This window comes from Roseospira marina (assembly GCF_014197855.1).
GTDB classification, from domain to species: Bacteria; Pseudomonadota; Alphaproteobacteria; order Rhodospirillales; family Rhodospirillaceae; genus Rhodospira; species Rhodospira marina.
On sequence record NZ_JACIGJ010000001.1, the window covers coordinates 402740 to 425955 of the forward strand.

General features: G+C 67.2%; 23 protein-coding genes. 16 read left to right on the forward strand and 7 right to left on the reverse strand.

Going from position 1 to position 23216, the window contains the following annotated elements; translation table 11 throughout:
* Positions 1–57: 57 nt before the first annotated feature.
* The 4 genes from GGD82_RS01900 (at position 58) to GGD82_RS01915 (ending at position 4271) form a co-directional block, all read left to right on the forward strand.
* On the forward strand, positions 58–1881 hold the full coding sequence (locus GGD82_RS01900) for a SpoIIE family protein phosphatase (protein ID WP_150060461.1): 1824 nt from the start codon (positions 58–60) through the stop codon (positions 1879–1881).
* Between the two features lie 97 nt (positions 1882–1978).
* Positions 1979–2365 (forward strand): hypothetical protein, encoded by a 387-nt coding sequence (locus tag GGD82_RS01905; protein ID WP_150060460.1) that lies wholly within the window; start codon positions 1979–1981, stop codon positions 2363–2365.
* 13 nt (positions 2366–2378) lie between these two features.
* Positions 2379–3560, forward strand: coding sequence for a type 2 periplasmic-binding domain-containing protein (locus GGD82_RS01910; RefSeq protein ID WP_150060459.1), 1182 nt, complete (start codon positions 2379–2381; stop codon positions 3558–3560).
* 81 nt (positions 3561–3641) lie between these two features.
* Positions 3642–4271 carry a nucleotide-binding protein gene (locus GGD82_RS01915; RefSeq protein ID WP_150060458.1) on the forward strand — a complete coding sequence of 210 codons (630 nt, stop codon included), beginning with the start codon at positions 3642–3644 and terminating at the stop codon, positions 4269–4271.
* Here the strand turns inward: GGD82_RS01915 and GGD82_RS01920 are convergent.
* The 5 genes from GGD82_RS01920 to GGD82_RS01940 form a co-directional block, all read right to left on the reverse strand.
* The gene (locus GGD82_RS01920) at positions 4243–4509 is read right to left on the reverse strand and encodes a ribbon-helix-helix domain-containing protein (protein ID WP_150060457.1); all 267 of its coding nucleotides are present in this window, start codon (positions 4507–4509) and stop codon (positions 4243–4245) included. The two genes, GGD82_RS01915 and GGD82_RS01920, sit on opposite strands and share 29 nt — an antisense overlap.
* Positions 4506–5153 carry an alpha/beta family hydrolase gene (locus GGD82_RS01925; RefSeq protein ID WP_150060456.1) on the reverse strand — a complete coding sequence of 216 codons (648 nt, stop codon included), beginning with the start codon at positions 5151–5153 and terminating at the stop codon, positions 4506–4508. Before GGD82_RS01925 ends, GGD82_RS01920 begins: the two co-directional genes overlap by 4 nt.
* A gap of 9 nt (positions 5154–5162) precedes the next feature.
* Positions 5163–5576: a TfoX/Sxy family protein gene (locus tag GGD82_RS01930; RefSeq protein ID WP_150060455.1), complete on the reverse strand. Its 414-nt coding sequence runs from the start codon at positions 5574–5576 to the stop codon at positions 5163–5165.
* Positions 5573–5941, reverse strand: coding sequence for a DUF2794 domain-containing protein (locus GGD82_RS01935; protein WP_150060454.1), 369 nt, complete (start codon positions 5939–5941; stop codon positions 5573–5575). The genes GGD82_RS01930 and GGD82_RS01935 overlap by 4 nt, the downstream gene beginning before the upstream one ends.
* Positions 5942–6132: 191 nt before the next feature.
* Positions 6133–6567, reverse strand: coding sequence for a hypothetical protein (locus tag GGD82_RS01940; RefSeq protein WP_150060453.1), 435 nt, complete (start codon positions 6565–6567; stop codon positions 6133–6135).
* A 130-nt stretch (positions 6568–6697) separates the two neighbouring features.
* Here GGD82_RS01940 and GGD82_RS01945 point away from each other — a divergent pair, with 130 nt between their 5' ends.
* From GGD82_RS01945 to der, 4 genes are all read left to right on the forward strand, one after another.
* A complete protein-coding gene (locus tag GGD82_RS01945) occupies positions 6698–7252 on the forward strand; it encodes a thioredoxin family protein (RefSeq protein ID WP_150060452.1) in 555 nt (184 codons plus the stop codon).
* A 126-nt stretch (positions 7253–7378) separates the two neighbouring features.
* Positions 7379–8146: a tetratricopeptide repeat protein gene (locus GGD82_RS01950; protein WP_150060451.1), complete on the forward strand. Its 768-nt coding sequence runs from the start codon at positions 7379–7381 to the stop codon at positions 8144–8146.
* A gap of 3 nt (positions 8147–8149) precedes the next feature.
* Positions 8150–9502, forward strand: a complete 1353-nt coding sequence (locus GGD82_RS01955; protein WP_184013219.1) for an outer membrane protein assembly factor BamB family protein — start codon at positions 8150–8152, stop codon at positions 9500–9502.
* A gap of 95 nt (positions 9503–9597) precedes the next feature.
* Positions 9598–11055 carry a ribosome biogenesis GTPase Der gene (gene der / locus GGD82_RS01960; protein WP_150060450.1) on the forward strand — a complete coding sequence of 486 codons (1458 nt, stop codon included), beginning with the start codon at positions 9598–9600 and terminating at the stop codon, positions 11053–11055.
* A gap of 29 nt (positions 11056–11084) precedes the next feature.
* Here der and GGD82_RS01965 read toward each other — a convergent pair whose 3' ends face one another.
* A complete protein-coding gene (locus tag GGD82_RS01965) occupies positions 11085–11321 on the reverse strand; it encodes a hypothetical protein (RefSeq protein WP_150060806.1) in 237 nt (78 codons plus the stop codon).
* Between the two features lie 176 nt (positions 11322–11497).
* Between GGD82_RS01965 and cutA the strand changes: the two genes are divergently transcribed.
* The gene (cutA, locus tag GGD82_RS01970) at positions 11498–11827 is read left to right on the forward strand and encodes a divalent-cation tolerance protein CutA (protein ID WP_150060449.1); all 330 of its coding nucleotides are present in this window, start codon (positions 11498–11500) and stop codon (positions 11825–11827) included.
* A 21-nt stretch (positions 11828–11848) separates the two neighbouring features.
* Here cutA and GGD82_RS01975 read toward each other — a convergent pair whose 3' ends face one another.
* The gene (locus GGD82_RS01975) at positions 11849–13039 is read right to left on the reverse strand and encodes a bifunctional 2-C-methyl-D-erythritol 4-phosphate cytidylyltransferase/2-C-methyl-D-erythritol 2,4-cyclodiphosphate synthase (RefSeq protein WP_150060448.1); all 1191 of its coding nucleotides are present in this window, start codon (positions 13037–13039) and stop codon (positions 11849–11851) included.
* 176 nt (positions 13040–13215) lie between these two features.
* Here GGD82_RS01975 and ccsA point away from each other — a divergent pair, with 176 nt between their 5' ends.
* From ccsA to trkA, 7 genes are all read left to right on the forward strand, one after another.
* Positions 13216–14016: a cytochrome c biogenesis protein CcsA gene (gene ccsA / locus GGD82_RS01980; RefSeq protein ID WP_150060447.1), complete on the forward strand. Its 801-nt coding sequence runs from the start codon at positions 13216–13218 to the stop codon at positions 14014–14016.
* 121 nt (positions 14017–14137) lie between these two features.
* On the forward strand, positions 14138–15160 hold the full coding sequence (gene dusB / locus GGD82_RS01985; RefSeq protein WP_150060446.1) for a tRNA dihydrouridine synthase DusB: 1023 nt from the start codon (positions 14138–14140) through the stop codon (positions 15158–15160).
* A complete protein-coding gene (locus GGD82_RS01990; RefSeq protein WP_375782109.1) occupies positions 15157–16311 on the forward strand; it encodes a two-component system sensor histidine kinase NtrB in 1155 nt (384 codons plus the stop codon). The genes dusB and GGD82_RS01990 overlap by 4 nt, the downstream gene beginning before the upstream one ends.
* Positions 16312–16340: 29 nt before the next feature.
* Positions 16341–17843, forward strand: a complete 1503-nt coding sequence (gene ntrC, locus GGD82_RS01995) for a nitrogen regulation protein NR(I) (protein WP_150060445.1) — start codon at positions 16341–16343, stop codon at positions 17841–17843.
* A 37-nt stretch (positions 17844–17880) separates the two neighbouring features.
* Entirely contained in the window at positions 17881–20148 is a 2268-nt protein-coding gene (locus GGD82_RS02000) for a sensor histidine kinase NtrY-like (RefSeq protein WP_150060444.1), read from the forward strand.
* A 133-nt stretch (positions 20149–20281) separates the two neighbouring features.
* Complete coding sequence (gene ntrX / locus GGD82_RS02005; protein ID WP_150060804.1) at positions 20282–21778, forward strand: nitrogen assimilation response regulator NtrX; 1497 nt, start codon at positions 20282–20284, stop codon at positions 21776–21778.
* A 30-nt stretch (positions 21779–21808) separates the two neighbouring features.
* On the forward strand, positions 21809–23185 hold the full coding sequence (trkA, locus tag GGD82_RS02010; protein WP_150060443.1) for a Trk system potassium transporter TrkA: 1377 nt from the start codon (positions 21809–21811) through the stop codon (positions 23183–23185).
* The last annotated feature ends 31 nt before the right edge of the window (positions 23186–23216 follow it).

Consider the following 23216-nt stretch of genomic DNA (forward strand, 5'->3'; position numbering starts at 1 on the left):
CGCCGGTTCGGGCAAGGGGGGCGTCGACCCAGGCGCGCATGAGGGAGACAGGGGCCCATGTCCGGTCCGCCCCGGGGTCTTGTGGTTGATGACAATCGCATCAGCCGGCAATTGCTGGCCGGACATCTGGACGTGCTGGGATACGAAACCGTCCTCGCCAGCGACGGGGACGAAGCCTGGGATATCCTGGAGCGTGAGGGAACCAGCTTTGATGTTGTCCTGCTGGACCGGCGCATGCCGCGCATGGACGGGATGGAGGTGCTGGCCCGCATCAAGGCGTCGCCCCACTTGCAAACGCTGCCCGTCATCATGCAGACGGCCGCCGACAGCCAGCAGGAAATCATCGACGGCATTCGCGCCGGCGCGTTCTACTACCTGACCAAGCCCGTCCAACCCGAAGTCCTGTTGTCCGTCACGGCGGCCGCAGTGGAGCATCACGCGCGATTCCGCCAACTGCGGCAGGGCGTTCACCGGCAGGCGGCGGCCCTGCGGCAATTGCAGACCGGGCTGTTCCGCTTCAAGAGCCCCCGCGATGGCAGCGATCTCGCCACGGCCCTGGCCGCGGCGATGCCCGATCCTCAGCGGCATGTCATCGGGCTGGCGGAGTTGATGATGAACGCCGTCGAACACGGCAATCTGGCCATCACCTACGAGGAAAAGACGGACCTTCTGGCACGCCGGGCGCTTGATACCGAGTTGAACACCCGCCTTAACCATCCCGACTACCGCGATCGTGAGGTCACGGTTGCATTCGAGCGCACGCCGGACCGCGTGGTTCTCACCATCACGGACGAGGGGGCGGGCTTCGATTGGCGTCGCTACCTGGAGATGGACGCCAAGCGTGTGTTCGATACGCACGGGCGCGGCATTGCCCTCGCCCAGAGCATCAGCTTTGACACGTTGGAGTATCGGGGGCGCGGCAATCAGGTTGTGGCCACCGCCCGAGTGCCGCGGGACTCGGAACTTGGACCGAATAGGGATGCTGGGGCGGCTCCCCTTGTCTCGGGCGCGCCGGCCTCCTTGCCGACGCACCAGGGGGCGGAGGACCCGGATCGGCGCCGTCTTGTCTCGGTGCAGACGCATTTGATTCACACGCAGGCCGACCTGCGGGCGTCCCAGCAACGGCTGGCGGCCGATCTGGCTGCGGCGAGGCAGATGCAGCATGATCTGCTGCCGGATCCGGCGGTCCTGGATACGCTCCAGCAGCGTCATGGTCTTCGCGTGGCGAGCCATTTCGAGACATCGTCGGAGCTGGGCGGGGACCTGTTCGGCCTGCGTGGTATCGACGAACACCGGTTTGCGCTGTGGACCGTCGATTTCGCCGGGCACGGCATTGCGGCGGCGCTCAACACGTTCCGCCTGCACACCATGCTCGACGAGTTTCCAGAATGGATGAACTATCCGGGTGAGTATCTCAGCGTTCTCGGGGTTCGTCTTGCGTCGCTTCTGGCGACGGAGCAGTACGCGACGGCGCTGTACGGTGTCGTCGATACCCAGAGTGACACGCTGCGCTATGCCGCGGCGGCCTCACCCGCGCCCTTGATCGCCAACCTGCGAACCGGGGAGGTTACGGCGGGCGACGGCTCGGGTGTCCCCTTGGGCATCGACAGCGGGATCCTGTACGAAACGCGGGAACTGGCGTTTCCCCCCGGCCATCTTGTGCTGCTGTTCAGTGATGCCCTGCTGGAATGCCGCCTGGGGGACCGCACGGCCTTGGGCGAAAGCGGTGTCCGTGGTCTGCTGTCGGAGGCGATCGCACGGCATGGCGAGGGGGTTCTGCTGGAGCAGGTGCTTGCGCCGTTTCTGGATCGCGTCGACCGTCCACTGACCGACGATTTGACCGCGCTGATGTGTGTGCGCCGACCGGATGGCACGGACTGACAGCGCTGGATATTGGGGTGGGCGCAAGCGGGGCCCTCGGCTACACTCCGGCCGCGTTTTACGTGTCGTCCGTCCGTTTCGTATCGGGAGTTCCGTCATGTCGCAGCCGCTGTCATCGGACAGTCCCATCACGGACCGGGACCGCGCCGCCCGCATGATGGTTTTTGTCCTGCACGGCCTGTTCCTGGTGTCCGTTCCGTTGCCTTTCATGACTCCGGTGATCGGGGCGATCCTGGCGTTCCTGACGCTAGTGATCGGGGTGGCGCTGGCCTATACGAGCCGACTGGAGGCGCCGCCCGTGTGGCGAACTCACTTCGACGAGGCCATCCGCACGTTCTGGACGTTCCTGTTGCTTCAGCTGGTCGGGGTTCCGCTGGTGGGTGTCCTGCTTATTGGGGTGATCCCGATGACGGCCGGGTACGTCCTGCTGGTGTTCCGCGCGACCCGTGGCCTGCTGCGGGCCGCCAAGTGGTTGGGCGTATGACGTGATCCAGCGTATGAGGGGGGTGTGTCTGCGGCATCTTTCGCGCCGCGCCCTTCTCCGGGCCGGGGCCTCTGGTCTGGCGGCGGGGGCCCTGACGACGCCCGCCGACAGGGTGGTGGCGGCGCCGGCCCGTGAGGGGGCAACGCCGGCCGTTCCGGTTCGGGTTCTGGTCTACGATCTCTGGCCCGATGCCGTGGTCGAGCATCTGAATCGTGACTACGGGCTGGCGGTCACCTGTGAGCCCGTGGCCTCACTGGCGGAGGTCCGTGAGCGCCTTCAGGCCGGCGCGGCACCGGAGAGCGACGCGGCGGATGCCGCCATACTGGGACTGGAAGACGTTGCCGGCTGTCGAGACGAGGGCCTGCTGGCGCCCTGGGCCGGGCGGATCGCGGGACGGATGCCCGCCGCACTTGACGCGGCCCTTCGGGGTCATGGCGGTCGCGACGCGGATGGGACCACGTGGCTGGCGCCGCTCTGCCTGGGGTTTGACGTCCTGTTCGGACTCGGACCCGCGGTCAGCGTCGGCGGGCTCGACCGGCCGGAGGCGCCAGCGTGGGGGACGTTGCTGAATCTCCCTCTCAAAGGGCGCGTGGTCATGGACCCCGACGGTGCGGTGTGGATGGCCATGCGGCGCGTCGATCCGGACGGCGCCCGCCTTGATGCGGCCCAGACCGACAAGGCCGTGGCTCGCGATCTGTTTCAGCAGGTCAGGGCGGTCTTGGCGCCCTATCGGGACCAACTGGCGAGCGTCTGGACCGATACCGTGTCCTTCCTGATGGCGGTCCGCAATGCGTCGCCCGTTGTGGGGCGGGCGGGCATGGCGTGGGATTCGCTCGTGCGCCGCGTCGCGCGTGAGACGGGATCGGTGTCCATGGACGCCCGGATTCCGGCGGATGGTGCCGCGGCATGGCTCGACGGTCTGGCCCTTTCGGCCACGTCTCCCCGGCCCGAGGCGGCGCGGCGGCTGGTGTCGGCCCTGCGCGCCCCGTCCACGCTGGCCCTGTGGTGTCGCAACCGGGAGGCGATTCCGGCCGATCCGGCGGCGTGGCTCTCCTTGCCCGCTGGCGATCAGGCGTGGATGACGCGGGTTCTGGTCCGTGATGAGGGTTGGGCGCGGCTCTGGTTCCGCCCGAGCCTCGGTCCAGCGGTCGTCCCGGCCTTCGCGGACGCCCGCGACCGGTTCGAGGGGGCGTGATCCCACCATCGGCTCCGCCGTCATCGCGCGGTGCGGTGTTGCCCGGTTCCTCTTTTCCGCGCGTTGCTCTACGGTGTGGGCATGTTCATCGTCGCCGTCGCCAACAGCAAGGGTGGATGCGGCAAGACCACCGTCGCCACCCACATCGCCGCGCAGTTCGCCGCGCGCGGTTTCCGCACCGGTTTGGCCGATCTGGACCGCCAGCAAAGCGCCGCTGGCTGGCTGGACCGCCGTCCGGCGGATCTCGCGACCATCACCGGCATTGATCTGGATGTGGAGGACGGCAAACTCCCCAAGGGGCTCGACCGGCTGGTGGTCGACTGCCCCGCCGCGATGACCAAGGCGACCGTCAAAGACGTCGTGCAACAGGCCGACGCCATCATCGTTCCGGTGCTGCCGTCCGCGTTCGACGAGGACGGCACGATCCGGTTCCTGAAGCTCCTTTTGAAACTGAAACCGGTGCGCAAGAACCGGCGGGATGTGGCGTTCGTCGCCAACCGGACCCGGGCGCGGACTCGGGCCGCTGATCGACTGGAGCAGTTCCTGACGGAGCTGGACTTTCCCGTCGCGGCCTGTCTGCGCGATACGCAGCAGTACGCCAACGCGGCCGTCGATGGCCAGACGGTGTTCGAGACGGGCGGGGCGCGCGCCCAAAGTCACCGCGACGACTGGATGCCGCTGTTCAATCTTCTGGAACGCTGGGCGCAGTAGGCTCCGTCGACGGGTCGCGATAATACGCCAGGACGTGGACCCGCAGGGCGCTCGACAGATTGCCGCGCGGCCCATCCGGGCCGGTCGCCCGACCAGCGTCGATCTCGGTCACCACCTCCGCGACCGACTGGCCGCGCGCGACGGCGATTTCCCGCAGAGCATCCCAGAACGGTTCTTCCAGGGAAATGCTCGTGGCATGTCCGGCAATCGTGATGGACCGCTTGCGGACGGAACTCACGGTCCCGCCCCCCCGCGCGCCAGGGCGTGGATGAACCGTGCGGTCGTGGTGACGGCGGTCTGGATGTGGTCGGCTTCCGAAAAGCCCGAGGCCTTGCGCGGCTTGAACCCGTGATCGCCGTCCTCCAGCCAATGCAGGTGGATCGCGGGCGACAGAGGAAGCCCGCTCACCGTCTCCCGGCTGCCGAGCGTGTCGCGCGTGCCCTGGCAGAACAGGGCCGGTGTGTGCAGCGTTTCCAGATGGTCGGTGCGCAGTCGGTCCGGCTTGCCCAGGGGATGGAATGGGTAGCCCAGGCAGACGAGGCCGCGCACACCGGCGCCATCGGCGACCATGGACGCCGTGCGCCCGCCCAGGGACTTGCCACCGATGACCAGACGGTCGGCCGGACCATAGGCGGCGATCATCGCGCCCCACGCATCGAGAAGCACGGGCACCCGATCCGGCGGGCGGCGGCCTCCCTCGGCGCGTCGGCGGGCCATGTAGGGAAATTCGAACCGGATGACCCGGACGCCGGCGTCCGCAAGCCCAACGGCAACGGCCTCCATCCAATCCGAATCCATCGGCGCGCCGGCCCCATGCGCCAGCAGCAGCCGGGGGCCGTCCGAGGGACCGTTCTCAAGGATAGGTGAGCGGTCATCCGCCATAAGTTGGCGTCACACAATCCGGGCGCCGGCTCGGGCGCGTTTGGCCGCTTCCCAGGCGGCCTTGCCCCAGTCGGCTAGCGTGTCTTCGTCATCCAACACGAATGGCGGCAGGCGCCGGAACCCGAGGGAGGCCGATGCGCCGCCAATTGACGGTTCGGCCATTCCGTTCCAGGGGCCATGACCGTCATCGACTTCGACCGCGTCGCCGTCCTCGGCAGTGGAGGCTTCAGCAGCGTCATACGCCGGCCGAGTGCGCGCATCGACTCGAAACAGGATTACGCCGTCCTGGATGAGGCCGAACAGCACGCCCTGCAAGAGCAAGCCAATCGCATCGTGGCCCGGTCGCGCCTCCACGCCACCCAGGGCGGCGCGAAACAGGGGCAGAACAGCCGCCAGCGTCCGCTCGTTGACCGACGATGTCACGAGGATCCCCGGAGCAGGCGTAGCGGTTGGTCGAAAACAGGCAGCACGTCCAGAAGACTGGTGCCCTGGGCCACCTTTTCGCGCCCGCTGGAGACGGTGAATTGGAAGACGGTGTTCTGGGATGCGCCGGAACCCTTGGCCTGTCCCTTGACCTGTTTGCTGATCACGAACAGCGGGCGCTCGAAACTGCTGCGGAACACGGCAAAGCGCGCCATGCCGTCGCTCTGGTCGATGGCATAATCCCGCCACTCACCCCGCATAACATGGCGGCTGTACAGCGAAAGCAGAGAGTTCATTTCAGACCGGGTGAAATGGACGAAGGGGACGCCGCGCCTGTATTCAAGGAAACGGACGATCTTCGACATGGACGTTCCAATGCTTCCCAGTGCTTCCAAATGCTATAGGCGTCCCCGTGTCCGGAGGACGCGAGCCTACCAATAGCGTCGCCCGGCGCGGCGCATGCGTGAATGCGTCACATTGTCCGTCGAGTCGCGGACCCTGTCGAGGGCAAAGTGCCCGCGTTTACCGCTTGGTTGTGCCCGGTGCGGCCGGGGGGTCAGCGCTGGCCGGGCAGGGGGCCGGTCATAGGACCAGACAGCGACCGCGAACTGATGACGTGGCGTGGGTCTGTTACCTGCCGGGTTTCCTCGCCGGGAATCTCCGAATCGTAGCAGCTGATCTTGCCGATCGACCGGTAACAGTACAGGCGCGTTTCGACGGGCTTGTTGGCGGGCAGGGGTTTCACACAGTAATAGCCCCCGGTGCTGTAGCGGACCAGGGAACAGTCCTGGCCGGTGGCAAGGTCCACGACATGGTCGGGTATGGTCTTGTCTGTCGCGACCACGGTGGCGACGTTCAGTGCGCCCGCCGTCAGGGTGACCGGATGGGTCGCCACATCGTACACGGCATCGCAGCCGGCCATCGCCAGCACCGCCATCACCCCCGCAAGCAGGGTCGCCCCTGGTCTCCGCGACCGCCGCCGTGCCGTCATCCGTTCCGTCCCGTTGCCGCACGGTTCCGCGTTCGGCGCGGTTCCGTGAGTTGCACATGCCTCGTCGATACCCTACGTCACCTCTCGTTAAGGATCGCTAAACCCACTGGCTCGGAGGCACGCAAGATCGATGGCCGTACACACCCCCATTTGCGACTTCGGCTGGCCCGCTCCCGACTTTGCGTTGCCCGGTGTGGACGGGAAGACGTGGCGTTTGGCGGACGTGCGCGGGGCGCGCGGCACGCTGATCGTGTTCATCTGCAATCACTGCCCCTATGTGAAAGCCGTTGTGGACCGTCTGGTGCGCGACGCTCATGCCCTGACGGAGATCGGTATCGGGGTTGCCGCGATCTGCTCCAACGATCCCGTTCAGTATCCGGATGACTCGTTCGAGAACATGAAACGGTTCGCGGTGGAGCACGGGTTCCAGTTCCCGTACCTGCACGATGAAACCCAGGCCGTGGCGCACGCGTACGACGCCGTCTGCACGCCGGACTTTTTCGGGTTCGACGGCAACTTGGGCCTGCAATACCGCGGACGACTGGATTCGTCGGGACGTCAGCCGGCTGCCCCGGATGCCCGCCGGGAGTTGTTCGAGGCCATGCAGGCCGTGGCGGCGGGTGGCTCCGGTCCTACCGACCAGACTCCGTCCATGGGCTGCTCCATCAAGTGGAAAGCAGTCTGACCGACTCATCGAGCCGGCGTCCCGCGTTGCCATCACGGGACGCGCTCATTATGGTGTGCCTCCCACCCTCGGCGGTGGCCTTAACGGGGCCAGCCGAGGTCCGTGTTGCGCATCAAGGAGACAACCGTGGCGAAGACGCCGAAGCGCGCCGAGAAAGCAGCGTCCCTCTCTAAAAAGGCAAAGGACGCGCCGGAGCCGCAGGATCTGGATCCCGCCCAGGAGGCGTTGTTCCGCGAGGTCGAGGAAGACCTGCGCGCGGAGCAAATGCAGAAGCTCTGGAAGCAGTACGGGAGTTATGTGATCGGCGCGGCGGTGCTGATCGTGGCGATCGTTGCCGGCTTCCAGGGCTGGTCGACGTGGCAGGCCTCGGTTCGTGCCGACGAGGCGGGACGCTACTTCACCGCCATTGATGCGACCGGATCGGATGCCACGGTCGACGACGATGCCCTGATCGCCCTCGGCAAGGAAGGACAGACCGGATACGCCGAGATGGCCCGGATCCGCCATGCCAACGATCTGGCGGCGGCGGGCGACACGGCGGGAGCCATCGTGGCGTATGATGCCCTGTCCTCGGACGGTGGGGCGCCAAAGCCGGTGCGAGACCTTGCGGCAATGCTGGCCGCACTGAATGCCATGGATCTTGAGGACCCGGCGACCGTGCGTGGCCGCCTGACACCGCTGGCCGCTGACGATGGCGCTTGGCGGTTCATGGCGCGCGAGCTGATCGCGACCCTTGACATGCGGGCCGGGAACGCCGACGCGGCGCGCGACATGTTTACGGCGCTGACCGAGGAACGCGATGCGCCGCCGGGGGTGCGGACCCGAGCGTCCGAATACCTGTCCATGCTGGGTGGACCCGCCACGAACGTTGACGCGGATGGGGGCGAGGGCTAGGTCATGGCGCGGTCGGTGGAAGCTCTGCGCCGGCTCAAGCCGGGGTGCGCTGCAATGGTCTTGGCTGTGGGCTTGACCGGTTGCGGCTGGCTTGGCGCGGACACCCAGAAGCCGCTGCCGGGCACGCGCATCAGCGTGCTGGAGCGGGAAGCGCGGCTCGCGCCCGACGCGACCGACGGGACCGCCGACATCCGTCTTCCGGCGCCTGAACCCAACGATGACTGGCCGATGTCCGGGGGATACGCCAACCACGCCATGCAGCACATGACGTTGGGCGATACCCCATCGCGTCAGTGGGCCACCGACATCGGCACGGGATCCGGATCGCGCAACGCGCTGTTCTCGGAGCCAGTGATCGGCGGCGGACGGATTTTTACCATGGACGCAGACGCGGAGGTCCGGGCGTACGACTTAGGGACCGGCGAGCTGCTGTGGAGCCGGTCGCTGCCGGATCCCGACCGCGACGAGGATGACGGCTATTTGTTGGGCGGCGGCTTGGCCTATGGGGCGGACGGACGGCTGTACGCGACCACGGGGTTCGCCAAGGTGATTGCGCTCGACGCGGCGTCGGGCGACGAAATCTGGCGTGAGGACGTCGGCGTGCCCATTCGCGCCGCCCCCACGCTGAACAGCGGGCGCGTTTTCGTCGTTACCGTCGATAACCAGACGGTGACCCTGGCGGCGCAGAACGGGCGCAAGCTTTGGACCCATTCCGGTGCGCCCGAGGTGGCGAGCCTGTTGGGCGCGCCGGCGCCGGCGGTCGACCAGGGCACGGTGATCGTGGCCTACAGTTCCGGCGAGCTGTTCGCCTTGCGCGTCGAGACCGGCGCCGTGTTGTGGCAGGATTCCGTGACGACGGTGCGCCGGACCGACGCGGCCGGGAATCTCCGGGATATCCGGGCGCGGCCCGTCATGGCGGGCAGCCGAATCTATGTCGTGGGCCACAGCGGTCTGATGACGGCGATTGATTTGGCGACGGGCGAACGGATCTGGCAGGCCGAACTCGGTGGTGTGCACCAGCCTTGGATTGCTGGCCGGACGCTCTATGTGCTGACAGCGGACGCCGATCTGGCGGCGGTCTCCGCCGAGGACGGGCGCATTTTGTGGGTGACCCCGCTGCAACGCTGGGAGGACCCGGAGGATAAGGAGGGGCCGGTCACATGGACCGGGCCGCTGCTGGCCTCCGACCGTCTGATCGTGGCATCGAACACCGGGGAGATCCTGGCCGTGTCGCCCTACGATGGTGCCGTTCTCGGCTATGTGGAGGCGCCGGGCGGCGTCACCGTATCACCGGTGCTGGCGAACGATACGCTGGTGTTCCTCACCGACGACGGGGAACTCGTCGCCTACCGGTGATCCGTTCACCGTACACAGCGGGTTCCCGTGATCTTAGAATCACGCCCTCCGCGTCGTTCATGCGCGCCCTTTGCGCGCTCTCGGATGTCCGAACCATGACCCCCTTGACCGTTGCCATCATCGGCCGCCCCAACGTGGGTAAGTCGACCCTGTTCAACCGGCTGGCCGGGCGCCGGCTGGCCATCGTCCACGACCGTCCCGGGGTCACGCGCGACCGCCGCTTTGCCGAGGGTCGCTTGGGCGACATGCCTTTGCGCATCGTCGATACGGCGGGCCTGGAGGAGGCGCCGGCCGACGCGCTCGAAACCCGCATGCGCCAACAGACTGAGCGCGCGCTGGCGGAGGCCGATGTCGCCCTGATGCTGATCGACGCCCGCATGGGCATCACGCCGATGGACGCCCACTTCGCGCAGGTGCTGCGGGTATCGCCGACGCCGGTGATCCTGATCGCCAACAAGTGCGAGGGCGGGGCCGCGCAAGCGGGGCTGTATGAAGCGTTCGGGTTGGGCCTTGGCGATCCCGTGCCACTGTCGGCGGAGCACGGCGAGGGGCTGGCCGGTCTCTACGAAGCCCTGTTGCCGCACGAGGCCGCGCTGAAGGAACGCCAGGCGGCCGAGGGGCTCGGGGCGGAGGCTGACGGTGCCGCGGATGCCGATGCGGATCTGTCGGGCGAGGACCTGGAAGCCCGCGCCGCCGCCGGTGCGGACGACGACGCGGACGAAGAGCCCGTGGACCCAGGACGGCCGCTCAATCTGGCCATCGTCGGGCGCCCGAACACCGGCAAGTCCACGCTGGTGAATCGGTTGATCGGGGATGATCGCCTGCTGACCGGCCCGGAGGCCGGCGTGACCCGCGACGCCATCACGGTGGACTGGGTCCATAAGGGCCGGCCCGTGCGGCTGGTCGACACCGCCGGTATGCGGCGCAAAGGGCGCGTGGTCGAAAGCCTGGAGAAGCTGTCGGTTGCCGACACACTCAACGCCATCCGCATGGCCGAGGTGGTTGTGCTGATGATGGACGCCGACATGGTGCTCGATCGCCAGGACCTGACCATCGCCCGGTTGGTGGTGGAGGAGGGGCGCGCCCTGGTGTTGGCCGTCAACAAGTGGGACGCGGCGGCCGATCGCACCGCCACGATGCAGCGCCTGCGGGACCGCATGGAAACGTCCATGGCCCAGGTGCGCGGAATTCCCTATGTGACGCTGTCGGCGCTGAAGGGCCGCAACCTCGACCGCCTGATGGACACCGTTCTGGAGACGCACGCGATCTGGAACCGCCGCGTATCGACCGGGCGACTGAACCGGTGGCTGTCCGCGATGACGGGAGAGCATCCGCCGCCGATGGGCAAGCATGGCCGTCGCCTCCGCCTGCGCTATATGACCCAGGCGAAGGCCCGCCCGCCGACCTTCGCGGTGTTCTGCTCGCGGCCGGAGGACCTGCCGGACAGCTACACCCGCTATCTCGTCAACGGCCTTCGCGAGGCCTTCGGGTTCGAGGGCGTGCCGGTGCGGCTGTTCCTGCGCAAGAGCGAGAACCCCTACGCGAAACGGTAAGAGGCCGGATTGGCGGCGGGAACCTTACCTTACGCTGCCCCCGCCACCTGCCGGCCTGCATCCGTCAGCTTGCAGATGTGCCAATCCGGCTTCAGCGGGTTGGCGAACCACGGCTCGGCCCATCCGGCGTCCAGGCAGGCTCGGACCAAGCGGGTGCTGACACGCCGGCCGTTGTGGTCGAACAGCGGCAACTTGCCCCCTGGCTGGGCCAGCCCGCGCGCGAGCCAAGCCTTTTGTGCCTTCGTCGGCCCTTTCGTCGGGGCCACACCCTTTTTGGTCGCGCCTTTCTTGGCCGGTCTCTTCTTGGTCGATCTCTTGACGGCACGCGGCGCGCTGCGCACCGTGTCCGGCGTGACGGCGGTGGGCTCGTCCGAAAGGGACGGCTGGGTGACGGGTCGCGCGCTCATGACGGCATGGTAGGAAGGCGGTGGGGAGGAGTCCAATGGAATACTGTCTCGTCTATATGACCGCTGGATCGCACGACGAGGCGGTCCGCATCGGCCATGCACTCGTCGCCGAGCATCTGGCGGCCTGCGTGAACGTCCTCGGGCCGATCACGTCCATTTTCCGGTGGGACGGCGCGACGCAGGAAGACCAGGAGGTCGCCTTCCTGGCCAAGACCCGTGCCGAACACGTGGACGCTCTGGCGGCGCGGGTGCAGGCGCTGCATTCCTATGACTGCGCCTGTGCGGTGGCGCTGCCGATTCAGGGCGGCCACCCTCCATTTCTTCAGTGGATCGGTGAAGAAACGGAGGTAACCCCTCAAAACTAAGACCCGAATCGGCTTCCGTTCTTATCCGGGCAGGGACACGGTCGCCGTCGCCTGCGCCGCTATCCCTTCACCGCGCCCGGTGAACCCGAGCTGTTCCGTCGTCGTGGCCTTGACCGCGACACGTCCGCCGTCGAGGCCCAGGATCTCGGCGATTCGCGATGTGATGGCGGCCCGGCGGGGGCCGACCTTGGGCCGTTCGCAGATCAGCGTCAGGTCGAGGTGCAGGATGCGCCCACCCAGGGCCTCGACCAGGGCGCCGGCATGCCGCAGGAACACGTCCGAGGGTGCGCCCTTCCAACGCTCGTCGGTGGGCGGGAAATGCCGGCCGATGTCGCCGGCCGCGATGGCGCCATAGATGGCGTCCGTTACGGCGTGCAGGCCCACGTCGGCATCGGAATGCCCCACCAGCCCGTGTTCATACGGGATCCGGATGCCGCCGAGGGTGACGTGATCGCCCGGGCCGACGGCGTGCACGTCGAAGCCGCTGCCGACCCGGACCTCACCCGGCCCCTGGAAGCGCCGTTCGGCGCGGCGCAGATCCTCGACCGTTGTGATCTTCACGTTGCGCTCGGCGCCCGGGACGATCCGAACCGCGCCGCCGGCCGCCTCCAGAACGGCGGCGTCATCGGTTAGGGTCTGGCCGGCCGCGGCCCGGTGCGCCGCCAACAGATCGGGGAAGCGGAACCCTTGCGGAGTCTGGGCGCGCCACAGGCCGCTGCGGTCCACGGTTCCGGTGATCAGGCCGTCGGCGCCGACGCGCTTCAGGGTGTCGGCCTGCGCGACCGCCGGAATGGCGCCGGGTTGTTCGTCCAGCGCGGCAATGACCCGGTCCACAACATCGGGGGTCAGGAACGGGCGGGCCGCGTCGTGGATCAGCACCTGATCGGGCGCGAGATCGGCGAGGCTCTCCAGGCCGAGCCGGACCGAATCCTGCCGTTCGGCGCCACCGGGAACCGGATCGAGCAGGTCCAGCCCCCGCGCGGCTTGATCGTACAGCGGCTGGTCATCGGGATGGATGACGGCCCGCACTGCGGCGATATCCGGATGCGCGGCGAACACGGCCAGACAGTGCCGCAGGATGGGGCGGCCGCCGAGGGTGAGGTATTGCTTCGGCAATTCGCCACCGAGCCGGTAGCCGCGTCCCGCCGCAACCACCAGGGCCACGCGCTTCGGTTCCCCCCGGCGTGCGCCGGCCTGCCTGTCCGCTGTCATCGTCCGTTCGATCCTTTCCACGGCCTCCATGCCGCGCCCCCTCCGGCGCGGCGCGGCGCAGGGTAGTGCATTCGCGCGCGGGCGCAAATCCTGAAGGCGCCCCTCTGGTGGTCCTGTTGCCGCGTGTGCGAACGCGACGCGTTGTGGACCCCCGATCCGCGCGGTATAGTCCGGCCATGGCCAACACGCTCGGTTTCCATCTTGCCGCCATCGCCACGTTGCTCCCGGCGGCCGTGCTGCCCCTGTGGCGCGCCTTGCAGCCGTCCTGGCAGGCGGCGGCGACGGTGCTTGCCGCCATGGGACCGACCACGTGGGTCACGTGGCAACTGACCGAGGGGTGGCACACCGGAGCCTCGGCGACACTGTGGGTTGCGGTCGCGGCCAGCTCCCTGGTGTTCTTCTTGGTGACCATGGTGAACCGGCATGCGTGGCGGCTGGCCGCTCTGCTGATGCCCTATCTGGCCGTGCTCGGCCTGCTGGCGGCGGTCACGGCGGCGAGTCCCAATCCGGTACTGCCGATGCACGGACAGGCGCCACCTGCGTGGCTGGTGTTCCACATCGTCGTCTCGGTGGTGACCTATGCGCTGCTGACGGTGTCGGCGGTGGCGGCGCTGGGCGCGTTTCTTCAGGAGCGTGCATTGAAGCGCAAGCGCCCCACGCGGCTGACGCGCCTGTTGCCGTCAGTCACCGAGTCGGAACGGCTGTCGGTCGGTCTCTTGGCCATGGGCGAAGCGGTCCTGGGCCTCGGTCTGCTGAGTGGCATGGCTGTCGAATACTTTAGTGCCGGGGTTTTGTTTGTGTTCGATCACAAGACGTTGCTGTCCGTCCTGGCCTTCCTGGTGATCGGGGGCCTGCTGGCCGCGCAAGCCTGGGCCGGGGTGCGCGGTCGGGCGGCGGCGCGCTATCTGCTGCTGGCCTATCTGCTGCTAACCCTCGCCTTTCCCGGCGTAAAAATCGTCACCACAATTCTTGCCTGATTAAAGCAGCCGCAGAGTCGCGCGAAAAACCATCCGGAACCCGGGATTGGCTCGCCAACTGCCTAATCACTGTGCATAATGCGGCGCACATATCATCAGGCTCTGGCTTTGATCCCACTCCATGACCCTTTCCATCGGCTCGGTCCGTCTGGACCCCCCCGTCTTGCTGGCGCCCATGTCGGGCATCACCGATCGTCCGTTCCGGCGGCTGGCCCATCGGTTCGGGTGCCCGCTGTCGTTTTCGGAGATGATTGCCAGCGGCCGGGTCGCCACGGGGCATGACGAAAGCCTGCGCATGGGCGAGGGCGATCCCGAGGGCGGACCGGTGGCCGTTCAGCTTGCCGGCTGCGATCCGCAGATCATGGCGATGGCCGCGCGGCTGTGCGCGGACCGGGGCGCCGAGTTGATCGACATCAACATGGGCTGTCCGGTCAAGAAGGTGGTGAAGGGGCAGGCGGGCTCGGCCCTGATGCGCGATGAACGGCTGGCGGCGGCGATTATCGCGGCCGTGGTCGGGGCCGTCGATCGGCCGGTGACGCTGAAGATGCGCGCCGGCTGGGATGCCACCCACCGTAACGCGCCCCGCCTCGCCCGGATCGCGGAGGACCTGGGGGTGCGCATGGTCACGGTCCATGGGCGGACCCGCGATCAGTTGTACGGGGGTGTCGCGGACTGGGCCTTCATCGGCGAGGTGAAGGCGGCCGTCTCGATCCCGGTAATCGGCAATGGCGACGTGGCCTCGGTCGAGGATGCGCGCCGTCTGATGGCCGTGTCCGGCGCGGACGGGGTGATGATCGGGCGTGCGGCTCAGGGGCGCCCGTGGCTGCCGGGCATGATCGCCGGCGCCTTGCGGGACGGGACGCGGTCTCAGGAGCCGGACATCGCGACGCGCGCCGCCATTGCGCTGGAGCATTTCGACGCCCTTTGTGCCCACTACGGCGCCTACCGTGGTGTGCGCCTGGCGCGAAAGCACATGGCCTGGGCGGCGCAGGGCCTCCGCCACGCGACGGCGTTCCGGCGAGCCTTCAACGCCGAGGACGATGTCGCGGACGCCCGGATTGTTCTTGAGCGGTTCTGGGCCACCGCCGAAGCGGAGCCGATCCTCGCGGATCCGGTGAACGGAATCAGGAGGGCTGCGGCATGAGCCGACCTCTGAAAGTTGTGGGCGCCGTTGGAAGCGCAGTTTGCGGGATCGGCGGGGATCGAATGGTGCCGGACACCCCTCTGGACGGGATCGCCGTCCTGAACGCCATCGCGTCCGCCGTCGTAGTGCTGAACAGCGAAGACGACGTTTTATTTATCAACGCGGCCGGCGAGCAGCTTTTTGAAAGCAGCATGGGCCACCTGAAAGGGACACCCCTTGAGGATTTGGTGCCGCGCGACAGCCAGGTGTTTTCGCTGATCTACCAGGCGCGGCGGAACAACTCGGCGGTCTGGGAATACGAGGTCGAGATCGACACCCCGCGCACCGGGCCGCGGGTGATGACCATTCAGGTCTCGCCGCATGTCGAGATCCCGGGTTGGGTTGTCGTGCAGTTCCAGGAACACTCCAAGGCCCTGCGCATTGGTCAACAGATGTTGAGCCGAGGCGCGGCCCGGTCGGTGTCGGCCATGGCCCGTCTGCTGGCCCACGAAGTCAAGAATCCGCTGTCCGGTATTCGCGGGGCCGCCCAGTTGCTCGACCAGAGCGTCGCCGAGCCCGACCGTGTGCTGACCCAGCTCATCCGCGATGAGACCGACCGCATCGTGGCCCTGCTCGACCGCATGGACGTGTTCTCCGACGGCGGGAGCCTGAGCCGCGAGGCCCTGAACATCCATCAGGTGTTGGAGCACGTGAAGCGCCTGGCCGAGAACGGGTTCGCGCGGGGCGTTCGGATTCTGGAGCGGTATGATCCCTCGCTGCCGCCGGTCAACGGCAACCGCGACCAGCTTATTCAAGTGTTCCTGAATCTGGTGAAGAATGCGGCCGAAGTCGTGCCCGAGGATGGTGGCGAGATCGTCCTGTCCACCGCTTACCAGCATGGCTTGCGCCTGGCCGCGCCGGGTTCGGCCGATCGGCTCGACCTGCCGCTGGTCGTAACGGTCCGGGACAACGGCCCCGGCATTCCGGACGACATACGCGGCCATCTTTTCGACCCGTTCGTGACCAACAAGCCTTCGGGCAGTGGTCTGGGGCTGCCCTTGGTGGCGAAGATCGTCACCGACCACGGCGGTATTGTTGAATTCGACACCCAGCCGGGCCGGACCACGTTCAGGGTGGTTCTTCCGCTGGACCCCGCGCTCGCCAAGGGATGAGCGGCGGACCCGATGTTTGAGGAGGGGAGATGAGCGACGTCACGGGCGACGGCAGGACTGCCACCGTCTCGCCGTCCCTACATGATCCGGCCCCCGACGGCCGTACCATTTTGATTGCCGATGACGATCGCGCCATCCGCACCGTGTTGACACAGGCCCTGGGCCGGGCCGGCTACGAGGTCCGAACGACGGGCACGGCGGCGACGCTGTGGACCTGGGTTTCGGACGGGGCCGGCGATCTGGTCATCACCGATGTGGTCATGCCCGACGAGAACGGTCTCGACCTGATCCCCCGTATCAAGAAGGTCCGGCCGGAACTGCGTATTATTGTGATGAGCGCGCAGAACACGCTGCTGACGGCCGTCAAGGCCACCGAGCGGGGCGCTTTCGAGTATCTGCCGAAGCCGTTCGACCTGACGGAACTGGTCAACGTGGTGCGGCGGGCGTTGTCGACTCCCGCCCGGCCGACGGCCGCGCCGGGGGTTGTGGACGACGACACCGACGGTCTGCCGCTGATCGGGCGGTCGGCGGCGATGCAGGAGATCTATCGGACCCTTGCGCGCCTGATGAACACCGACCTGACCGTGATGATTACCGGCGAGTCGGGCACGGGCAAGGAACTGGTGGCGCGCGCCCTGCACGATTACGGCAAGCGACGCGCGGGCCCCTTCGTCGCCGTGAACATGGCCGCGATACCCCGGGAACTGATCGAATCCGAACTGTTCGGGCATGAAAAGGGTGCGTTCACCGGTGCGACGACGCGGGGTGTCGGCCGGTTCGAGCAGGCAGACGGCGGCACCCTGTTCCTCGATGAAATCGGCGATATGCCGCCGGAGGCGCAGACTCGGCTGCTGCGTGTGCTTCAGGAGAACGAGTACACCACCGTCGGCGGCCGCACGGCGATCCGCGCCAATGTGCGCATCGTGGCCGCCACCCACCGCGATCTGACGCAGCAGATCCGCCAGGGCCTGTTCCGCGAGGATTTGTTCTACCGCCTGAATGTGGTGCCGATCCGGCTCCCGCCGCTGCGAGAACGGGCGGAGGACATTCCGGAACTTGTCCGCCATTTCCTGGCCGAAGTGGCGGACGAGGGGTTGCCGGCCAAGGCGCTCGACGGGGCGGCCATGGACCGGCTGAAGCGCCACCGCTGGCCCGGCAACGTGCGCGAATTGGAAAACCTCGTGCGCCGGCTGGCCGCCTTGTACTCGCAAGAGACCATCGGGGTGGAGGTGATCGAGGCGGAGCTGGCCTCGACCCCGCCGGTGTTGAACTCCGCGGGGAGCAGCGAAGGCCTGAGCGGCCTCGTCGAGCGCCACCTGCGGGAGTACTTCGCCGCCCACAGCGACGCCCTGCCGGCGGCTGGTCTGTACGACCGCGTCCTGCGCGAGGTCGAGCGCCCCCTGATTGCCCTGTCGCTGGAGGCCACGAAAGGCAACCAGATCAAGGCCGCGCATCTGTTGGGCCTGAACCGGAACACCCTGCGCAAGAAAATCCGGGAGTTGGACATCCAGGTCATTCGGGGCGTACGCTGACATCGTGCCGCAGTCTTTTCCGTCCGAGCCTCAGCGCATGAGCGCACAGAATCGTCGCACCCTGCATCGCCGCCTCCTGCGCATCGGTCTCTTGGCCCGGCGCGTGCGGTTGACCCGCGCGCTGACCCTGGTCTTGGCGGTGTCGGCCGTGATCTCGGTGGGGGCGACGGCGGCAGTTCTTATGGGCGTCGGGCCGACGGTCAACGATCCGGCCGTCATGCTGATCCTCCTGAACGTCAATTTGGTCATCATGCTGGCCCTGGGCGTGCTGGTGGCGCGCCGGCTGGTCAAGGTATGGATGGCCCGGCGCAGCGGTGGCGCGGGCTCCCGGTTGCATGTGCGGCTGGTCGTGTTGTTCGGTGTGGTGGCGGTCACGCCGGCGATCCTGACCTCGGTGTTCTCCATCCTGATCTTTCAGGCCGGGGTGCAGTCCTGGTTTTCGTCCCGTGTCTCGACGGCGTTGGATGAGTCGTTGTCGGTGGCGCAGGCGTACCTTCGCGAGCATCAGCAGGTCATTTCCGGCGACGTTTTGGCCATCGCCAACGACCTGAACCGCGATTGGCTGCGGGCCAGTCGGAATCCGCAGAACCTTAATCAGTTTCTGAGCGCGCAATCGGCTTTGCGGAACCTGACCGAGGCCGTCATCTTCGGCAAGGATGGCAAGGTGATCGCGCGCGCCGGTTATACGTATTCGCTCCAGTTCGAGCAGGTCCCGTTCTGGGCCATGGATCGCGCGGACACCGGCGACGTTGCGATCCTGACCGGCGAGAACGACGACCGCGTGCGGGGGCTGGTACGCCTGGGCGTGGACAGCCTGAATCCGCTGTATCTGTATGTCGGTCGTTTCGTCGATCCGCAGGTCCTGGGCGCGATCGAAAGCACCGAGGCGGCGGTCAATCAGTACCGCGAGCTGGAAGGGCGCCGATCGGGCTATGAACTGACGCTGTCGATGATCTTCATCATGGTGTCGGTGCTGCTGCTGCTGGCAGCGGTGGCCGTGGGCCTGACCATGGCGACGCGGCTGGTCCAGCCGATCATGGCCTTGATCGAGGCCGCAGACCGGGTCCGCCAGGGCAACCTGCGGGTCCGGGTACGGGAGATCGTGGCCAACGACGAGGTGGCATCGCTGTCCCGGGCGTTCAACCGCATGACGGCCCAAATCGAGGCCCAGCAAAAGAGCCTGCTGGCGGCCAACCAGGAACTCGACGAGCGCCGCCGGTTCACCGAAACGGTTCTGGCCGGGGTGTCGGCCGGCGTGGTCGCGTTGGATCGCGACGGTCTTGTCACCCTGGGCAATCCGCCGGCCAGTCGGCTGCTGGGGGAGGCGCTGGACGACTGGTGCGGGCGGCCCGTGGACGTGCTCATGCCTGCCATTGCGTCCTTGATCGAGCAATGCCGCGCCCGGCCGGACCGGCCGGCGCAGGCCGAAATGAGCCACGGCCAGGGCGGTCGGACATTGACCCTGCTCGTGCGGGTCAGCGCCGAGCGAGACGAGGACGGCGACATTCTCGGCTATGTGCTGACCTTCGATGACATCACCGAACTTCAACAGGCTCAGCGCAAGGCTGCCTGGGCCGATGTCGCGCGCCGAATCGCGCACGAGATCAAGAATCCGCTGACCCCCATCCAACTTTCGGCGGAGCGCCTGAAACGCCGCTATCTGAAGCAACTGACCCACGATCAGGACACCTTCGTGCAGTGCACCGACACCATCGTGCGGCACGTCGGGGACATCGGGCAGATGGTGGACGAGTTCTCCGCCTTCGCGCGGATGCCGGCACCCTCGATGCGGCCGGAACGCCTGGACGAGATCGTGCGCCAGGCGGTCGTCCTGCAACGCACCGCCTATACCCGTATCGCGTTTCATACGGATCTGCCCGAGGCGGCGGTTAAGATGCACTGCGACGCCCGCCAGATCAGTCAGGCCCTGACCAACCTGCTCAAGAACGCGGTCGAGGGGATTGACGGCCGTCTGGAAAAGGAAAAGGATCAAGCAACTGAACCTGGGATCATCACGGTCCGCGTCGAAGAGCGGTCGGACGAGACCGCGATTGTTGTGGAAGACAATGGAAAGGGCCTTCCGGACGGAGACCGTAACCGCCTGACCGAACCCTATGTCACCACGCGCAGCAAGGGCACCGGGCTGGGTCTCGCCATCGTCCGAAAAATTCTGGAAGATCACGGAGGATCGCTGCGGCTGGATGACCGTCCCGGCGGCGGGGCGAGGGTGTCGATGGTCATTCCACGACCGGAGGAACTTGCTCCCGGCGATCGGGACGCGGCGGTCACGGCCGATGCGCGCTGAGGGTGTCCTGCGGTTCCGCCAAGGACGGGACCGGGGTATCGAGGAATCAAGAGTGTGTGCAGAAGAGACGAGTTGTTCTTCATGACCGGAGACAGGGGGGCGGTTGCGGCCGTGGCACCCCGTCAGCGTGACCATGTCGCATGATATTCTGATCGTTGATGACGAGAGCGATATTCGCATGGCGGTGGCCGGAGTCCTTGAGGACGAGGGCTATGACTGCCGGGAAGCCACGGACAGTGACAGCGCCTTGCAGGCGATTTCCGAGCGGCGCCCTAGTCTCGTGATTCTCGACATCTGGCTGGAGGGCAGCCGTCTCGACGGCCTGGAACTGCTGGAGATCATCCTGCGGGATGCCCCCATGACGCCCGTGCTGATGATCAGCGGCCATGGCACCATCGAGACGGCGGTCGCGGCCATCAAGAAGGGCGCGTACGACTTCATTGAGAAGCCGTTCAAGACCGACCGCCTGTTGCTGATGGTCGAACGTGCCATTGAGGCCGCGCGCCTGAAGCAGGAAAACGCGGAGCTGCGCATCCGGATCGGCACACAGACGGAGCTGATCGGCGAAAGCGCCTCGGTCGTGCAGCTTCGGGGGGCGGTGGCCAAGGTCGCCCCCACCGGCTCGCGCGTGCTCATCAGTGGTCCGCCCGGCACCGGCAAGGAGGTTGTGGCGCGCATGATTCACGCCCGCAGCCGGCGTGCGGATCAGCCGTTCGTGGTCGTGAACTGTGCCGCCATGCATCCGGATCGCATGGAACTGGAACTGTTCGGCACCGAGTCCGGGCTGGACGGTCCGGACTCCCCGCGCAAGGTGGGACTGTTTGAGCAGGCCAACGGTGGCACCATGCTGCTGGACGAGATCGCCGACATGCCGCTGGAAACCCAGGGCAAGCTGGTGCGTGTGCTCCAGGAGCAGTCGTTTGAGCACGTCGGGGGCACCCGCAAGGTCGCGGTCGATGTGCGGGTGATCGCCACCAGCCACCGGGAGCTTCAGGACGAGATTCAGACCCACCGCTTCCGCGAAGATCTGTACTACCGGTTGGCCGTGGTGCCGCTGCGGGTGCCGTCGCTGGTGGAGCGGCGCGGGGATATTCCCGTGCTGGCCCGGTATTTCATGGAGGCCGCCGCACGCTCCGGCGGCATTCCGCCGCGTCCGTTGGGCGAGGATGCGCTGGCCGCGCTTCAGGCGTACGACTGGCCGGGCAACGTGCGCCAGTTGCGCAATGTGATCGACTGGCTGCTGATCATGGCGCCGGGCGAAGCTCGCGATCCGATCCGGGCCGACATGCTGCCGAACGAGATCAGCGCGCTGACGCCCGACACGCTGCGGCTGGAAAAGTCGCCGGAGATCATGACGTTGCCGCTGCGTGAGGCGCGCGAGATGTTCGAGCGGGACTATCTGCTCGCGCAGGTCACGCGGTTCGGCGGCAACGTCTCGCGGACGGCGGAGTTCGTGGGCATGGAGCGGTCCGCCCTGCACCGTAAGCTGAAGAGCTTGGGCGTGGCGGGTGGTGGGGCCGCTGCGGCCGCCGCCGCCCAGGCGAGTGCCGCCGCCGCGGATACGGCCGGCGCCATTCCACCCGGTGGGACCGGTGACGCCGCCCAGGGATCCCGTGGTCCCGCGTCCTGACGCGGTCGTGTCCGGGAAGAGGATGCCAGCATGAAGGTGATCGTCTGCGGGGCCGGGCAGGTCGGGTTCAGCATCGCGCGCTATCTGGCGTCCGAAGGCAACGACGTGACCGTGGTCGACCAGCGGCCGGACCTGATTAGGAAGATCTCGGACAGCCTCGATGTCCAGGCCATCGTCGGGTACGCCTCGCATCCAGGCGTTCTGGATGCCGCCGGTGCGGCCGACGCGGAGATGCTGATCGCCGTCACGCACGCCGACGAAGTCAACATGATCGCGTGTCAGGTCGCGCACTCGCTGTTTCATATTCCGACCAAGATCGCCCGGGTCCGCGCCCAGGATTATCTGGAGGACCAGTGGGCGAACCTGTTCAGCCGGGAGAACATGCCGATCGACGTCACGATCTCGCCTGAAATCGAGGTCGCGAAGGCGGTCATCCGGCGTCTGCGGGTGCCGGGCGCCACGGAACTGATCCCGCTGGCGCATAACAAGGTGCGGCTGCTCGGCGTGCGCTGCTCCGACGACACGCCGGTGGTGTTCACACCGATCCGGCAGCTCTCGGCGCTGTTCCCGGAACTGTCCATTGTGATCGTCGGGATTGTCCGTCAGGACCGGCCGATGGTGCCGAGCCCGGATGACCAGATGCTGCCCGGCGACGATGTGTATTTCGTCTGCGCCACCGAGCATCAGGCGCGGGCGCTGGCCGCGTTCGGGCATGAGGAGCCGGAGGCCCGGCGGATTCTCGTGCTGGGGGGCGGCAACATCGGCCTGTTCCTGGCGCAGCGCCTGGAGCGCGACTTCCCGCACGTCTCGGTTAAGGTGGTGGAGCAGGACCGCACCCGGGCGGAATTCGTCGCCAAGACCCTGACCCGGTCCGTCGTCATCAACGGCGACATGCTGGACCAGGAGATCCTGGAGGAAGCCGGCGTCGAGCAGACCGAGACCGTGGTTGCCGTCACCAACGACGACGAGAACAATATCCTGGCGTCGCTGTTGGCGAAGCGGAACGGCTGTCAGCGGGCCATCACGCTGATCAACAAGTCGACCTACAATCCGCTCGTCTCCACGCTGGGCGTCGATGTGGTGGTCAACCCGCGCAGCATGACGGTCTCGACCATCCTCCAGCACGTCCGGCGCGGGCGCATCCACAGCGTCCACTCCCTGCACGAAGGGTTCGGGGAGCTGATCGAGGCCGATGCGCTGGAAACGTCCGGCCTTGTCGGGCGTCCCCTACGCGAGGTGCGCCTGCCGGCCGGCGTCATCCTTGGCGCCGTGGTGCGCGGCGAGCAGGTGATCAGTCCGCGCGGCGGCACCGTTCTAAAGGCGGGGGACCGGGTGGTCCTGTTCGCCTCGGCCGGCGCCATCAAGAAGGTCGAAAAGATGTTCTCCGTCCGGTTGGAGTTCTTTTAGGTGTCGAGCCCCGCGTCGGGGACACAGCCGA